The organism is Pseudomonas sp. MH10 (assembly GCF_034353045.1).
In the GTDB taxonomy this organism is placed as follows: domain Bacteria; phylum Pseudomonadota; class Gammaproteobacteria; order Pseudomonadales; family Pseudomonadaceae; genus Aquipseudomonas.
The window spans coordinates 2235897-2251771 of record NZ_CP133783.1 but is presented as its reverse complement, the minus strand read 5'-3'; the positions used below and the strand labels follow the sequence as shown (position 1 = coordinate 2251771).

The window sequence follows — 15875 nt, the reverse complement described above, 5'->3', positions numbered from 1 at the left end:
GCGAGAGCCATGATGCGGTGTGTCAGGCATGCTACATCGCCAACAAGTTGGCTCAGGGTTGCTTGCCTTGAAACTAGATCTACGTGACCATCTTCTCAGCGCGTTAGCCCCATGGTTCCGAGCACCTGCATGGCGCATCGCGTTCTCGGGAGGGTTGGACTCCACGGTCCTTCTGCATCTCCTGGCTGATCTCGCGACCCGCGAAACATTGCCTCCTTTGTCCGCAATTCACATTCATCATGGCCTTCAGGCTGCGGCAGATGAGTGGCCGGAACATTGTGCTGCGATATGCAGCGCGCTGGGCCTGCCACTGCGGGTGATTCGAGTTGAAGTGAAACCCGGCGCCAGCATCGAGCGTGCTGCCCGTGAGGCGCGTTACGCGGCGTTCAATCAGTTGCTGGAATCAGACGAGGTGTTGTTCACTGCCCAGCACCGTGACGATCAAGCAGAGACGTTGTTATTTCGGCTACTGCGTGGAGCAGGGGTGCGGGGTTTGGCGGCGATGCCTGAACAGCGCGCGTTGGGTAAGGGCCTGATGTCGCGGCCGCTGCTGAATATCTCGCGGTCTGCGCTGGAGGCCTACGCCGCCGAGCACTCGTTGCGCTGGGTGGAAGACCCAAGCAATGCCGACAGCGAGTTCTCTCGAAATTATCTGCGCCGACAGGTTATGCCGTTACTCGTGGATCGCTGGCCTCAAGCGTCGGCGAATATGGCGAAGGCTGCCGGTCGTCTGGCCGAGGCTCAAGGACTGCTCAACGAATTGGCGGTGCAGGATCTTTCCAGCGCTGAGACGCCCACGGCATTCCCTTGGCTCGGGTTGCCATCGTTGGCCCTGGCGCCGCTCAAGCATCTTTCCCTGTCACGTCAGCGCAACGCCTTACGACACTGGCTCGCGGATCTGACGCGCCTGCCGGACAGCGATCATTGGGTTGGCTGGGACAGCTTGCGCGACGCCCGCGAGGGTTCGCAGCCCATTTGGCGGTTGGCCGACGGTGAGCTGCATCGCGCCGAACACCGAATCTGGTGGCTACCTACTGCTTGGTTACAGCCACTGGCTGCGACAACAGCCTGGCGTGACTCTAAACAAATGCTGGCGCTAGCGAGCAATGGTTGGCTTGAATTCAGCGGCGAAGTTCCAGCAGGTGAGTTTCAGGTGCGTTATCGCCAAGGCGGGGAAATCATGCAATTGCCGGATCGAGGGCATCGTGATCTGAAACGACTGCTGAATGAGAGCGGTCTGCCAGTTTTTGCACGAGCTCGTTTGCCATTGTTGTATCACGCAGACCAATTATTGGCGGTTGCCAACCTGCCAGGATTGGACGGCACAGCCCGTGGCGACTGGCAATTGCACTGGATCGCACCGACGAACGACCAAAGTTTGAGCTGAAAGGCCGTTTCCGGTAGACTACGCTCCCTTCTTGATAGAGCTTCTGTGGATTCTTCTGAATTGACGGAAGTTGCCAATTACCAGGCTGTTTTGCTGGGCGATTCTCAAAAATGTAGCGAGCAACAGACAGGCTTTTTCAGTCTGCCGGTCCCAACGCAGCAATTTTCAGGAGTGCACTGTGAGATCTTTTGGTAATTGCGGGCTTCGGCCTTCATTCGCTTTCCCCGGCGGCTCTGACCGCTTTAACGCAGACTTCTAGGGTTTTTCATGACGCGCTACATCTTCGTCACGGGCGGTGTTGTTTCTTCATTGGGGAAAGGCATCGCCGCAGCTTCATTGGCGGCCATCCTGGAGGCGCGGGGACTTAAGGTCACCATGCTGAAGCTGGACCCCTACATCAACGTGGACCCGGGCACCATGAGCCCATTCCAGCACGGTGAAGTGTTCGTCACCCATGACGGCGCTGAAACTGACCTGGACTTGGGCCACTACGAGCGGTTTATCCGCACTACCATGACCCAGAACAACAACTTCACGACTGGCCGTGTGTACGAACACGTCCTGCGCAAAGAGCGCCGTGGTGATTATCTGGGCGCAACCATCCAGGTGATTCCGCACATCACCGACGAAATCAAGCGCCGGATCATCAAGGGCGCAGGCGATGCTGATGTCGCCATGGTCGAGATCGGTGGGACTGTGGGCGACATCGAATCGCAACCGTTCCTGGAAGCTATTCGCCAATTGCGCGTTGAAGTCGGTGCCAAACGCGCCATGTTGATTCACTTGACGCTGGTGCCTTACATCGCCACGGCCGGTGAAACCAAAACCAAGCCTACCCAGCATTCGGTAAAAGAGCTGCGTTCCATCGGTTTGCAGCCTGATGTGCTGATTTGCCGCTCCGATCACCCTATCGATATTTCCTCACGTCGCAAAATTGCGTTGTTCACCAACGTTGAAGAGCGCGCGGTTATTTCCCTGGAAGACGTCGACACCATCTACAAGATCCCGGCGGTATTGCACGCCCAGGGTCTGGATGATTTCGTCGTTGAGCGTTTCGGCTTGCAGTGTGGCGGTGCCGATTTGTCCGAGTGGGAAAAAGTGGTCGATGCCAAGCTCCATCCTGAGCATGAAGTCACCATCGCCATGGTTGGCAAATACATGGAGTTGCTCGACGCTTACAAATCGCTGATCGAAGCGATGAGTCACGCCGGCATCACCAATCGCACCAAGGTCAATCTGCGCTACATCGATTCCGAAGACATCGAAAACCAAGGCACTGCCTTGCTTGAAGGGTGTGACGCGATTCTCGTGCCCGGCGGCTTCGGTCTGCGTGGCGTTGAAGGCAAGATCACTGCCGTCCAGTTCGCTCGTGAAAATAAAGTGCCGTACCTGGGTATCTGCCTAGGCATGCAAGTGGCCGTTATTGAGTTCGCTCGCAACGTGCTGGGTTGGAAAGACGCTAACTCCACTGAGTTTGATCGCGCCAGCGGCCACCCGGTCGTCGGTCTGATCACCGAGTGGGAAGACGCGACCGGGGCTGTTGAAGTTCGTACTGAAACCTCCGACTTGGGCGGCACCATGCGCCTGGGCGCACAGGATTGCCAGCTTGCACCCGGTTCGCTGGTCCACGATTGCTATGCCAAAGACGTCATTGTCGAGCGTCATCGCCATCGTTACGAAGTGAACAACAACCTGCTGCCAAGCCTAATCGAAGCCGGTCTGAAAATTTCCGGTCGTTCTGGTGATGGTGCGCTGGTTGAAGTGATCGAGGCGCCGGATCATCCATGGTTTGTGGCGTGCCAGTTCCACCCTGAGTTCACATCGACACCGCGCGACGGCCATCCGTTGTTCAGCGGTTTCGTGAAGGCGGCACTGACCCAACACCAGAAGAAGGCCTAAGCCGGAATATGAACAGCATGTCGCAGAAGATCATCCGTGTAGGCTCAATCGAGATCGCCAACGACAAGCCGTTCGTGTTGTTTGGCGGCATGAACGTGCTGGAATCCCGGGACATGGCGATGCAGGTCTGTGAGGCCTATGTCCGGGCGACCGAAAAACTGGGCATTCCGTATGTCTTCAAGGCCAGCTTCGACAAGGCCAATCGTTCGTCCGTGACCTCTTACCGTGGCCCTGGTCTGGAACAGGGTATGCGGATTTTCGAGGAAGTTAAGAAGACCTTCGGCGTGCCGCTGATTACCGACGTGCATGAGCCGGAGCAAGCGGCGGTGGTGGCTGAAATCTGCGACATCATTCAGTTGCCTGCATTTTTGTCGCGGCAGACCGATCTTGTGGTTGCCATGGCCAAGACCGGCGCGGTGATCAACATCAAGAAAGCCCAGTTTCTCGCGCCTCAGGAAATGAAACACATCCTGAACAAGTGCGAAGAAGCCGGGAATGACCAATTGATCCTGTGCGAGCGTGGCTCCAGCTTCGGGTACAACAACCTGGTGGTGGACATGCTCGGCTTCGGCATCATGAAGCAGTTTCAATACCCGGTGTTTTTCGACGTGACCCACGCCCTGCAAATGCCGGGCGGTCGTTCGGACTCTGCCGGTGGTCGTCGGGCTCAGGTGCTCGATCTGGCCAAGGCTGGCTTGAGTCAGAGCTTGGCAGGGTTATTCCTTGAGGCGCATCCGGATCCGGATAACGCCAAGTGCGACGGTCCCTGCGCTTTGCGTCTGGACAAACTCGAGCCATTCCTGACTCAGTTGAAAGCACTGGATGACCTGGTAAAAAGTTTTCCGACGGTAGAAACCGCTTAACAGCGGCTTCTCCGGTAGAGTGCCGTTCGGTAAAGTGCCGCACACTATTTCTCTGGTCGATGGTCAGAGGGTTATCGTCAGTCAGAGCTGCCCGCTGCATACGCACTGACGGTGCCATCAATATTTTCAGCTGCGTCGTCTTCGTCAATCCTGGAGTGTTTACAACAATGGCAAAAATCGTCGACATCAAAGGTCGTGAAGTTCTCGACTCCCGTGGTAATCCCACCGTGGAAGCGGACGTGCTCCTCGATAACGGCATCATCGGCAGTGCGTGCGCGCCGTCCGGTGCTTCCACTGGCTCGCGTGAAGCGCTTGAGCTGCGTGATGGCGACAAGAGCCGTTACTTGGGTAAAGGTGTTCTCAAGGCCGTGGCCAATATCAATGGTCCGATCCGTGCCCTGTTGATGGGCAAAGACCCGGTGGACCAGCAGGCGCTTGATCGCGCCATGATTGCCCTGGACGGTACTGAAAACAAAGGCAGTCTGGGCGCCAACGCGATCCTCGCTGTGTCCTTGGCCGCTGCCAAAGCCGCAGCTCAGGATCAGGACTTGCCGCTGTACGCTCACATCGCTAACCTCAACGGCACCCCCGGTGTTTATTCCATGCCCGTCCCAATGATGAACATCATCAACGGTGGCGAGCATGCCGATAACAACATCGATATCCAGGAATTCATGGTGCAGCCGGTTGGCGCCAAGACGTTCTCGGAAGCGTTGCGAATGGGCACCGAAATTTTCCACCACCTCAAAGCTGTGCTCAAGGCTCGTGGCTTGAACACTGCGGTGGGTGATGAAGGCGGTTTTGCGCCTAACCTGGCGTCTAATGAAGACGCGTTGAAAGTCATCTCGGAAGCTGTGGCTAACGCCGGTTACAATCTTGGCACCGACGTGACTCTCGCATTGGATTGCGCGGCCAGCGAATTCTACGAAGACGGCAAATACAACTTGTCCGGCGAAAGCCAAGTGTTTACCTCCGAAGGCTTTGCCGACTACCTCAAGGGCCTGACCGAGCGTTACCCGATCATCTCCATTGAAGACGGTCTGGACGAGTCCGACTGGGCTGGCTGGAAAGTCCTTACCGACAAGATCGGCGAAAAAATTCAATTGGTGGGCGACGACCTGTTCGTGACCAACACCAAGATCCTGAAAGAAGGCATCGATAAAAAGATCGCCAACTCGATCCTGATCAAGTTCAACCAGATCGGCACCCTCACCGAAACGCTGGAAGCCATTCAGATGGCTAAAGCAGCAGGGTATACGGCGATCATCTCGCACCGTTCCGGCGAAACTGAAGATTCGACCATTGCTGACCTGGCGGTCGGTACTGCAGCGGGTCAGATCAAAACTGGCTCGCTGAGCCGTTCCGATCGCATCGCCAAGTACAACCAATTGCTGCGTATCGAAGAGCAATTGGGCGCCAAAGCTGTATACAACGGTCGCAGCGAGTTTCGCGGCTGAGCTGGAGATGGTAAAAAGACGACGGGCACAATACGAAAAGTCGATTAACCGACGATTCTGTCCGTATATGAGTGATCGGACCCGGCTATCGGGTTCGATGCCCTCACTGCTTTAATGTGTCGGCACCGCTGTCTTTTTCCACTGAGTACCTGATATTCCATGCGCAGTCCTAACTGGTTGTTCCTGATCTTGCTCCTGCTGCTGGCTGGCCTGCAGTACCGCTTGTGGGTGGGTAATGGAAGCTTGGCGCAAGTGGCCAGTCTGTCTCAGCAAATTGCTGATCAGCATGCGGAAAACGATGCTTTGCTCGAACGTAACCGTATTCTCGACGCGGAAGTGTTGGAGCTGAAAAAAGGCATGGAGACCGTTGAAGAACGTGCTCGCCATGAACTCGGCATGGTTAAAGACGGCGAAACTCTCTATCAGTTGGCCCAATGATTTCCGCTTTGCCTGCCTTCTGGGCAATTATTCCCGCTGCCGGTATTGGCGCTCGCATGGCGGCAGACCGTCCCAAGCAGTATTTGCAGCTGGGCGGCCTCACTATTCTTGAACACAGCCTCGCTTGTTTTCTCGATCACCCCCAACTCTTGGGCCTGGTGATCAGTTTGGCTGTGGATGATCCTTACTGGCCAACCTTGGCCTGCGCGGCAGACCCACGAATTCAGCGCGCGGCGGGCGGAAAGGAAAGGGCAGATTCGGTACTCAATGCATTGCTGCTGTTGCACGCGAACGGTGCCCATGACGACGATTGGGTGTTGGTTCACGATGCTGCGCGCCCGAACCTGTCGCGTGGGGATTTGAACAAGCTGCTGTCCGAATTGGCTGATGATCCGGTGGGCGGCCTGCTGGCCGTTCCCGCCCGCGATACCTTGAAACGCGCCGACAGCCGTGGTCGCGTCACAGAAACGGTAGATCGCAGTTTTATCTGGCTGGCTTACACGCCGCAGATGTTCCGCCTTGGCGCCCTGCATCGAGCCTTGGCCGACAGCCTGGTGTCGGAGGTCAGCATTACCGATGAAGCGTCTGCCATGGAATGGTCTGGTCAGTCCCCCCGATTGATCGAAGGCCGCTCCGACAACATCAAGGTCACCCGTCCTGAGGACCTTGAATGGCTGCGCCAGCGCCGTAAATTCTAAGTTAAACGCTGAGTGTGGCGGGCTCGCAATATTCCTTTCTCAGGGCTAGGCCGGCTTTAAGGTGTTCTACCAGTTTTCTAACCTTGGGTGACAGGTGCCGTTGTTGCGGATACAGCGCCCAGACGGCCGTGTTCGGAGGCTGATGCGCATCCAGCAAGGGAACCAGCGCGCCACTGTTTAAATGTTCAAGCACGTAATAGTCCGGCAACTGACACAACCCAATTCCTTGTAATGCCGCATCCAGCACGGCTTGGCCACTATTGCAGCGCCAGTTGCCCTGTACCCGTTGCGAAAACTCCCGCCCGTTTTGTTGCAGCAACCAACTGTCGGTGCTGCCGATCAGGCAATTGTGGCGACTTAACTCGGACAAACTGTGCGGTCGCCCGTAGCGCTCAAGGTAGGAAGGCGATGCGCACAGGTACATGCGGCGCGGCGCCAAACGAGTGGCAACCAATCGCGAGTCTTGCAGTCGACCCAGGCGAATGGCCAGATCGAGTCCTTCGTGAACCAGATCTAGGGTGCGATTACTTAGTTCTATGTCGACCCGGAGTTGCGGGTAGAGGCCCATGAATTCAGTCACCAGCGGCGCGACAAACCGCTCTCCATACGCCACCGCACAGGTCATGCGCAGCAGGCCTTTGGGTTCGCTCGCCAAATCGCCGACCGCTCGCAGTGCTTCCTCGCGGCCATCCTGCAAGCGTTGGCAATGTTGTAAAAAGGTTTGTCCGGCTTCGGTCAGGGTCACCCGTCGGGTACTGCGGTAGAGCAGGCGTGTTTGCAGTCGTTCCTCAAGCCGAACGATTTGACGACTGATGTGCGATGAGGAAACGCCCATACGCTCAGCGGCGGCAGTGAACTGTCCGCATTCGGCGACGGCGACGAATTCATCCAGCCCTTCCCAGCGGTTGGCGATCATTGATTATCCCTGTGCAGCAATAATGTTTTGCTTTCGGTCGGATTATTCCGCAAACAGCACTGTATTACACTCCAACGCTTGTATTTACTCGATGGAGAAAAACTGATGATCAAGTCACGTGCCGCCGTTGCCTTTGAGGCCAAGAAACCGCTCGAAATCGTTGAAGTCGATGTCGCGATGCCAAAGGCTGGTGAAGTGCTGCTTCGGGTCGTCGCTTCCGGCGTTTGCCATACGGACGCCTACACGCTGTCCGGCGCAGACCCGGAAGGCATCTTTCCATCGATTCTTGGCCACGAAGGCGGCGCAATCGTTGAAGCCGTCGGCGAAGGCGTGACCTCGGTCGCTGTCGGCGATCACGTTATTCCGCTGTACACCCCTGAATGCCGCCAATGCAAATACTGTTTGTCGGGCAAGACCAACCTCTGCCAAGCCATTCGCGCCACCCAGGGCAAGGGCTTGATGCCGGACAGTACGTCGCGCTTTTCCTACGAAGGGCAGACGATTTTCCATTACATGGGCACCTCGACGTTCTCTGAATACACGGTGCTTCCAGAGATATCGGTGGCCAAGATCTCCAAAGATGCGCCTCTTGAAAAAGTCTGCCTGCTCGGCTGCGGCGTCACCACCGGGATCGGCGCTGTCATCAACACCGCCAAGGTCAAGCCCGGCGATACCGTGGCAATCTTTGGCTTGGGCGGCATTGGCTTGTCGGCACTCATTGGTGCAGTAAAAGCTAAGGCCGGCCGGATCATCGCCATCGACATCAACCCAGGCAAATTCGACATTGCCAAACAACTGGGGGCCACCGACTGCATCAACCCGAAAGACTACGATCGACCTATCCAGGAAGTGATTGTTGACCTCACTGATGGCGGCGTGGATTTCTCCTTCGAATGTATCGGTAACGTGCAACTGATGCGCGCAGCGCTTGAGTGCTGCCACAAAGGGTGGGGCGAGTCGGTGATCATCGGTGTGGCGGGTGCCGGTCAGGAAATCTCCACGCGTCCCTTCCAATTGGTTACCGGGCGCGTGTGGCGCGGTTCGGCATTTGGCGGCGTACGCGGTCGCACCGAGTTGCCAAGCTATGTAGAAATGGCGCAGAGCGGCGAAATCCCGCTGGATACCTTCATCACCCACACCATGGGCCTTGAAGACATCAACAAGGCGTTTGACCTGATGCATGAAGGTAAAAGCATTCGAACAGTCATACATTTCTAATAGCAGCTTCAAGCTTCACGCTATAAGCCTCAAGTAAGAGCACTGCGCATCATCTCTTGCCGCTTATCGCTTGAAGCTTACCGCTGGGAGAATCCCCCTTGTCCCTAGAAAATCTTTCCTGCCAGAAAAGCTTCGGCGGCTGGCATAAACGCTACAAGCATCACTCAGAGGTGCTCGGTTGCGACATGGTGTTTGCCGTTTACCTGCCACCTCAAGCTGAGCAGGGCGGCAAGTTGCCAGTGGTCTATTGGTTGTCAGGACTGACCTGCACCGATGAAAACTTCATGCACAAGGCCGGCGCGCAACGAATTGCAGCCGAGTTGGGTTTGATTATCGTGGCGCCGGATACCAGTCCGCGCGGCGCCGACGTACCTGGCGATCCAGACGGTGCGTGGGATTTCGGTCTCGGTGCGGGCTTCTACCTGAACGCAACCCAGCAGCCGTGGGCCAAGCATTACCGGATGCATGACTATGTGGTTAACGAGCTGCCTGCATTGGTCGAGGCGCATTTTCCGGCCTCGGACGTGCGCGGGATTAGCGGTCACTCCATGGGTGGGCATGGGGCGCTGGTGTGTGCGTTGCGCAATCCGGGTCGTTATAAGTCAGTCTCAGCGTTTTCGCCGATTACCAACCCGATAGATTGCGCGTGGGGTCAAAAAGCGTTTTCCCGTTATCTGGGGGAAGAGCGGTCCCGCTGGCGCGAATGGGATGCCTGTGCGTTGATCGCCGAGGCCACTGAAAAGCTGCCGATCCTCGTTGATCAGGGCGATCGTGATGACTTTCTCGCCCATCAGCTCAAGCCTGAAGCATTGGTGCAAGCGGCGAAATCCGCAGATCATCCGCTAACGGTGCGCATGCAGCCGGGCTACGACCACAGCTATTTCTTCATCGCGAGCTTCATCGAAGACCACCTGCGGCATCATGCGGTCGCTCTAAGCGGTTAATGTCCGACAAAGTAGGTAGAATCACGCCCTGACTTTTTCGGGGCGTTTTTTTATGCGTATTGGCCACGGCTATGATGTGCACCGGTTTACCGAAGGCGATTTCATTACCTTGGGCGGCGTGCGGATCGCGCACGGTTTCGGGTTGCTCGCTCATTCCGATGGCGATGTGCTGTTGCATGCGCTCAGCGACGCGTTGCTCGGTGCTGCAGCATTAGGCGATATCGGCAAACATTTCCCGGACACCGACCCGCAATTCAAGGGCGCGGACAGCCGTGCGTTGTTGCGTCATGTGATGGCGTTGGTCAAAAACAAGGGCTGGAAAGTCGGTAATGTCGACGCCACCATTGTGGCCCAGGCGCCGAAAATGGCCCCGCATATTGAATCGATGCGTGCGCTGATTGCCGCGGATCTTCAGGTTGAGTTGGATCAAGTGAACGTAAAAGCTACCACCACCGAAAAGCTCGGCTTTGTTGGCCGTGAAGAAGGTATTGCGGTTCACGCCGTCGCCTTGTTGCTTTCGGTATGACTGAATTCGAATTGCTCGGACCCCGTGCGTATGGCGACGCGTTAGGTACTGCGGTGCTTAAGGCCACGGCCGAGGATTTTCAGGTCGACGAAGTGTTGGATATTCCCCTGTCGGGTGATGGCGAACACTTATGGTTGTGGGTTGAAAAGCGCGGACTGAATACTGAAGAAGCGGCACGTCGTCTGGCGCGTGCTGCCGGTGTGCCGCTGCGGACTGTCAGCTATGCGGGTTTGAAGGATCGCCAAGCGTTGACCCGGCAATGGTTCAGCGTGCAATTGCCCGGCAAGGCCGACCCCGACCTTTCGGCGGCCCAGGACGATACGCTGAAAATCCTGAAGATGAGCCGCCATAAGCGCAAGTTACAACGCGGTGCTCATGCCGCAAATGGTTTTACACTGCGTTTGACCCAGCTGCAGGGCGACCAGGCGGCGTTGCAGGCGCGGCTTGAATTGATCGCCCTTCATGGCGTTCCGAATTACTTCGGCGCCCAGCGTTTCGGTTGGGATGGCGGCAATGTGGGTGAGGCGCGAGACTACGCGGCTCGCCAGGCACTGCCGGAACAGCGCGCGGTTCGTTCCCGATTGCTGTCGACGGCGCGCAGCTATCTGTTTAATAAAGTGCTGGCGGCCCGCGTGGCTGACGGCAGTTGGCAGCGAGCACAAGTCGGCGATCTACTGGCGTTTACCGACAGCCGCAGTTTTTTTCCTGCTGGCGAAGCAGAGTGCAGCGATCCGCGTCTGGCGATTCTCGACCTGCACCCGACCGGGCCGCAGTGGGGTGAGGGCGATTCGCCAGCCACCGGTGTCACGGGCGCTCTTGAGCAATCAATCGCGGCGGACGAGCCAGCCTTGCGCGATTGGCTGATCAAAGCGGGCATGGAACACGAGCGTCGTATCCTGCGACTGCCCATTGGCGGGTTGACGTGGCATTATCCTGAGCCTGACATTCTGCAACTGGAATTCGTCCTGCCGGCCGGATGCTTTGCCACCGTACTGGTGCGCGAACTCGTCGACCTGGTTCCGGTGGGGCTAACGGACAGCTCATGCGTATTCTGATTTCTAACGATGATGGGGTAAGTGCGCCCGGTCTTGCTGCGCTCCATGCTGCGCTGGCGGACTATAGCGAGTGCGTTGTCATTGCCCCTGACCAAGACAAAAGCGGTGCAAGCAGCTCGCTGACGCTAGACCGTCCGCTGCATCCTCATACGTTGACCAATGGCTTTATCAGCGTAAATGGAACACCTACCGATTGTGTGCACCTTGGCCTCAATGGGCTGCTGGAGCATCAACCGGACATGGTTGTTTCCGGGATTAATCTCGGCGCCAACCTGGGTGATGATGTGCTGTATTCCGGCACCGTGGCGGCCGCCCTGGAAGGGCGTTTTCTCGAACGTCCTTCTTTTGCGTTTTCGTTGTTATCGCGTCAGGTGGATAACCTGCCAACCGCGGCGCATTTTGCGCGGCTGCTGGTCGAAGCGCATGAACAGCTCGATTTACCACCGCGTACGGTACTGAACGTTAATATTCCGAATCTTCCGCTTGAGCACATTCGCGGGATTCAATTGACCCGGTTAGGCCATCGCGCCCGCGCTGCGGCACCGGTCAAAGTAGTCGATCCACGGGGACGAGTCGGATATTGGATTGCCGTGGCTGGGGACGCCGAAGACGGAGGTCCGGGCACTGATTTTCACGCTGTCATGCAAGGTTATGTATCGATTACCCCATTACAACTGGACCGTACTTATCAGGATGGTTTCACCAGCCTAAATGGCTGGCTAGAGGGACTGCGCTGATGTCGCGAGAGCAAGATAGCCTGTTAAGACGCGGGATCGGCATGACCTCCCAGCGCACTCGCGAGCGTCTGATTCAACGCCTCTATGAAGAGGGGCTTTCCAACGCTCAAGTGCTGGAAGTGATCCGCAATACTCCCCGGCATCTGTTTGTTGATGAAGCGCTGGCGCACCGTGCGTATGAAGACACCGCGTTGCCCATCGGACATAACCAGACCATTTCCCAGCCCTACATGGTGGCGCGCATGAGCGAGCTGCTGTTGGCTGCGGGTCCGTTGGACAAAGTGCTTGAGATTGGCACCGGCTCAGGCTATCAGACGGCGGTGTTGTCGCAATTGGTCGAACGGGTATTTTCAGTGGAGCGCATCAAGGTTTTGCAGGACCGCGCGAAAGAGCGATTGGTCGAGCTTAACTTGCGCAACGTTGTGTTTCGTTGGGGAGACGGCTGGGAAGGTTGGCCTGCGTTGGCGCCCTACAATGGCATTATCGTGACGGCAGTCGCTACCGATGTTCCACAGGCATTGCTTGATCAACTCGCACCCGGTGGACGATTGGTCATCCCCGTCGGCTCTGGAGAGGTTCAGCAGTTGATGCTGATTATCCGTGAGGAAAATGGCTTTTCCCGGCATGTACTTGGCGCGGTAAGGTTCGTGCCGTTGCTCAATGGACCGCTTGCTTGATATCTCGTTTAGCCACTCACTGAATTCTGACCCGCGGTACAGGTCTTATAGCCCGACGTACAGGTTAATGCAGTATCTTCATTTGGTGCTGTAAAGCACGGTTTTGCAAACAGTTAAGTATTAGCTGCCAGCCGTTGTTACGGCACAATAGGCAGCTTTAATTCAGTCACCAGTAAAGGAGTGACGGGTGAGTCTCACAGTCATTCAGCAGCGACTATCTACAACTAGCATTCAGCGTCTGGTGATTGGCCTTGTCCTTGGTTTCTTGCTGGTCGGCTGTTCCAGTAGATCGCCGGGCAATGCGCCGGTCTTTGATCGAAACAAAGTCGCGCCTCAGCGACAGGCGGTAACAACTGGCCAATATGTAGTTCGGCGTAGTGACACGTTGTTTTCCATTGCATTTCGATACGGTTGGGATTGGAAAGCGTTGGCTGAACGCAACCAAATACCCGCGCCTTACACCATCCATCCGGGTCAAACCATACGCTTTGACGGCCGTTCAAGCTCGGCGCCCGTTGTAGCCAGCGTTGCGCATGCACCCCAGATGGTGACGTCTACGACGGGCTCTGCGGCTTCCGGTTCATTTAAAACAACCGTACTTTCTCGCCCGGTTGGCGTCGTCCCCGTGATTTTGCCTGCCAAAGAAAGTTCCCCTGCTACGACGCCGATTCAGTCTGTAGGACGCTCGCCAGCGGGTTGGGCGTGGCCTACTAATGGCATTTTGATTGGCAAATTTTCTTCAAACGGTAGTTTGAATAAAGGAATTGATATCGCTGGAGATTTGGGACAGCCTGTTTTAGCTGCGTCTGATGGTTCGGTTGTTTACGCCGGGAGTGGCTTGCGGGGCTACGGCGAATTAGTGATCATCAAACACAACGATACCTACGTCAGTGCTTACGGTCATAACCGTAGACTGTTGGTTCGGGAGGGGGAGCAGGTCAAGGTCGGGCAGACAATTGCCGAGATGGGGTCAACTGGGACTGACCGGGTGAAACTGCATTTTGAGATTCGCCGCCAAGGTAAGCCTGTAGATCCTCTGGAATTCCTGCCACGCCGTTGATCGGTCACCAGCCTGTTTCTTGCGTAGAGGGAACAGGCTCAAGCGTTGCCAAGGAAGATGAGGCGTCGCTAGAGCTTGAGGTCGAACTCACCAAAGGACTATAACAATGGCTCTCAATAAAGAAGCGCCGGAGTTTGACATCGATGATGAGGTACTCCTTATGGAGCCTGGCATCGTTTTGGACTCATCGTCGAACGAGGAAGCTGCTGCACCTCCCGTTCGCGCCCGGGCCAAGAACTCCACAACGCTCAAGCAGCACAAGTACATCGATTACACGCGTGCACTCGACGCTACTCAGTTGTACCTCAATGAAATAGGTTTCTCCCCCTTGCTGTCGCCTGAGGAGGAAGTCCACTTTGCGCGTTTGTCGCAAAGCGGTGATCCGGCGGGGCGCAAGCGCATGATTGAAAGCAATCTGCGGCTGGTGGTAAAAATCGCCAGGCGTTATGTCAACCGCGGGCTTTCATTGCTCGATCTGATCGAAGAAGGCAACCTGGGGTTGATCCGGGCTGTCGAGAAGTTTGATCCAGAGCGCGGTTTTCGCTTCTCAACGTACGCGACCTGGTGGATTCGTCAGACCATTGAGCGCGCCATCATGAATCAGACCCGTACCATCAGGTTGCCGATTCATGTGGTCAAAGAGCTCAACGTTTACCTGCGCGCCGCTCGCGAACTGACTCAGAAACTCGACCACGAACCCTCTCCTGAAGAAATCGCTAACCTGCTCGAAAAGCCGGTCTGCGAGGTCAAGCGCATGTTGGGACTTAATGAACGGGTCTCCTCGGTGGACGTTTCCCTAGGGCCCGATTCGGACAAAACCCTGCTCGATACGCTGACCGATGACCGTCCGACCGATCCGTGTGAGCTGCTCCAAGACGATGATCTTTCACAGAGCATTGATCAGTGGCTTTCCGAGCTGACTGATAAGCAGCGTGAAGTTGTAGTACGGCGTTTCGGTCTGCGAGGGCATGAAAGCAGCACTCTGGAAGATGTTGGCCTTGAAATCGGTTTGACGCGTGAAAGGGTCAGGCAGATTCAGGTCGAAGGGCTTAAGCGCTTGCGCGAGATCCTTGAGAAGAACGGTCTGTCCAGCGAGTCTTTGTTCCAATAGCAGAACTCGCGCTTTTCCCGCGCTTACCTTTAACCGATGCAATCGTACAAATACCTCGACTGGCTCGGGGTGTTTGTATGTGTGTGAAAATCGTTAGCTGATCGTTCTTAATTATTTATTAGATGACGTGGTTAATACAGTGGGTTTTCATGTCAAACAGTGCTTTTTGCTGTAAGCCTTTGCTTACTTGTTTTGTAAGTTATCGTGGTTTTTAACCGTACCTTTGTCCGTCTGTCGCACTATAAAACCCGCAAGTGTTTGATTGTATGAAATTTTTAGTTGTTGGTTGATTTTCTGCGTATCGTTTTGAAAGATTTGGCGGGTTGCTCTCCACCGTTAAATCACTATTATTGGAACTGTGTCGAGGGACAGACACAGACCGTCAAGGACGACAGTCATGGACATCGCAGGATGCGATTCATCAGGATGATGAAAAGGATATAAGGGACTACGGAAAAAATGTGGGCGGGTCATACCGCCCCTTTTTTCGTCTGCAATAAAGCTAAAACAAAAAAGGCCCGCAATGGGCCTTTTTTGACGATCAGCGGAACTTAGCGTTCCAAGTCCTTGAGCTTACCTTTAACGCCGTCAAAGTCTTCGGCGCCTGGCAGGCCCTGTTTCTTTTCAGTGATATTGGGCCAGATTTCCGCTAACTCTACGTTCAGCTGGATAAATACCTTCATGTCCTCGGGGACTTCATCTTCCGAGAAAATGGCGACGGCAGGGCATTCAGGCTCGCAGAGCGCGCAATCTATGCACTCATCCGGGTGGATCACCAGGAAATTCGGGCCTTCGTAGAAGCAGTCCACCGGACACACTTCTACGCAGTCGGTGTACTTGCACTTGATGCAGTTGTCGGTGACGACGAAGGTCATTTCTAATTCTCTCC

At 55.8% G+C, this 15875-nt stretch carries 16 protein-coding genes; 14 read left to right on the top strand and 2 right to left on the bottom strand.

The annotated features are described in order from the left end of the window. Positions 1–28: 28 nt before the first annotated feature. The 6 genes from tilS to ispD all read left to right on the top strand — a co-directional run bounded on the left by tilS (position 29) and on the right by ispD (position 6742). Positions 29–1387: a tRNA lysidine(34) synthetase TilS gene (tilS, locus tag RHM59_RS10095; RefSeq protein WP_416195066.1), complete on the top strand. Its 1359-nt coding sequence runs from the start codon at positions 29–31 to the stop codon at positions 1385–1387. A gap of 267 nt (positions 1388–1654) precedes the next feature. Continuing rightward, positions 1655–3286, top strand: a complete 1632-nt coding sequence (locus RHM59_RS10090; RefSeq protein ID WP_322286504.1) for a CTP synthase — start codon at positions 1655–1657, stop codon at positions 3284–3286. Between the two features lie 17 nt (positions 3287–3303). Continuing rightward, entirely contained in the window at positions 3304–4149 is an 846-nt protein-coding gene (gene kdsA / locus RHM59_RS10085; protein ID WP_322286503.1) for a 3-deoxy-8-phosphooctulonate synthase, read from the top strand. A 167-nt stretch (positions 4150–4316) separates the two neighbouring features. Further along, entirely contained in the window at positions 4317–5606 is a 1290-nt protein-coding gene (eno, locus tag RHM59_RS10080; RefSeq protein WP_322168091.1) for a phosphopyruvate hydratase, read from the top strand. 159 nt (positions 5607–5765) lie between these two features. Then, complete coding sequence (gene ftsB / locus RHM59_RS10075; RefSeq protein WP_322168092.1) at positions 5766–6044, top strand: cell division protein FtsB; 279 nt, start codon at positions 5766–5768, stop codon at positions 6042–6044. After that, positions 6041–6742 (top strand): 2-C-methyl-D-erythritol 4-phosphate cytidylyltransferase, encoded by a 702-nt coding sequence (gene ispD, locus RHM59_RS10070; protein WP_322168093.1) that lies wholly within the window; start codon positions 6041–6043, stop codon positions 6740–6742. The genes ftsB and ispD overlap by 4 nt, the downstream gene beginning before the upstream one ends. A 1-nt stretch (position 6743) precedes the next feature. Here the strand turns inward: ispD and RHM59_RS10065 are convergent, their stop codons facing one another. Continuing rightward, on the bottom strand, positions 6744–7658 hold the full coding sequence (locus tag RHM59_RS10065) for a LysR substrate-binding domain-containing protein (protein WP_322286502.1): 915 nt from the start codon (positions 7656–7658) through the stop codon (positions 6744–6746). A gap of 105 nt (positions 7659–7763) precedes the next feature. Here RHM59_RS10065 and RHM59_RS10060 point away from each other — a divergent pair, with 105 nt between their 5' ends. From RHM59_RS10060 to rpoS, 8 genes are all read left to right on the top strand, one after another. Continuing rightward, positions 7764–8876, top strand: coding sequence for an S-(hydroxymethyl)glutathione dehydrogenase/class III alcohol dehydrogenase (locus RHM59_RS10060; RefSeq protein ID WP_322168095.1), 1113 nt, complete (start codon positions 7764–7766; stop codon positions 8874–8876). Between the two features lie 98 nt (positions 8877–8974). Then, positions 8975–9820, top strand: coding sequence for an S-formylglutathione hydrolase (gene fghA / locus RHM59_RS10055; protein WP_322168096.1), 846 nt, complete (start codon positions 8975–8977; stop codon positions 9818–9820). Between the two features lie 52 nt (positions 9821–9872). After that, complete coding sequence (ispF, locus tag RHM59_RS10050; RefSeq protein ID WP_322168097.1) at positions 9873–10346, top strand: 2-C-methyl-D-erythritol 2,4-cyclodiphosphate synthase; 474 nt, start codon at positions 9873–9875, stop codon at positions 10344–10346. Beyond that, complete coding sequence (truD, locus tag RHM59_RS10045) at positions 10343–11401, top strand: tRNA pseudouridine(13) synthase TruD (protein ID WP_322168098.1); 1059 nt, start codon at positions 10343–10345, stop codon at positions 11399–11401. Before ispF ends, truD begins: the two co-directional genes overlap by 4 nt. Next, positions 11389–12138, top strand: coding sequence for a 5'/3'-nucleotidase SurE (surE, locus tag RHM59_RS10040; protein WP_322168099.1), 750 nt, complete (start codon positions 11389–11391; stop codon positions 12136–12138). The genes truD and surE overlap by 13 nt, the downstream gene beginning before the upstream one ends. A 41-nt stretch (positions 12139–12179) precedes the next feature. Further along, entirely contained in the window at positions 12180–12815 is a 636-nt protein-coding gene (locus RHM59_RS10035; RefSeq protein ID WP_322170791.1) for a protein-L-isoaspartate(D-aspartate) O-methyltransferase, read from the top strand. Between the two features lie 187 nt (positions 12816–13002). Next, on the top strand, positions 13003–13875 hold the full coding sequence (locus tag RHM59_RS10030) for a peptidoglycan DD-metalloendopeptidase family protein (protein WP_322168100.1): 873 nt from the start codon (positions 13003–13005) through the stop codon (positions 13873–13875). 106 nt (positions 13876–13981) lie between these two features. Beyond that, complete coding sequence (gene rpoS / locus RHM59_RS10025) at positions 13982–14986, top strand: RNA polymerase sigma factor RpoS (protein WP_322168101.1); 1005 nt, start codon at positions 13982–13984, stop codon at positions 14984–14986. Positions 14987–15537: 551 nt separating this feature from the next. Here the strand turns inward: rpoS and fdxA are convergent. After that, positions 15538–15861, bottom strand: coding sequence for a ferredoxin FdxA (gene fdxA, locus RHM59_RS10020; RefSeq protein ID WP_322168102.1), 324 nt, complete (start codon positions 15859–15861; stop codon positions 15538–15540). Between the last annotated feature and the right edge of the window lie 14 nt (positions 15862–15875).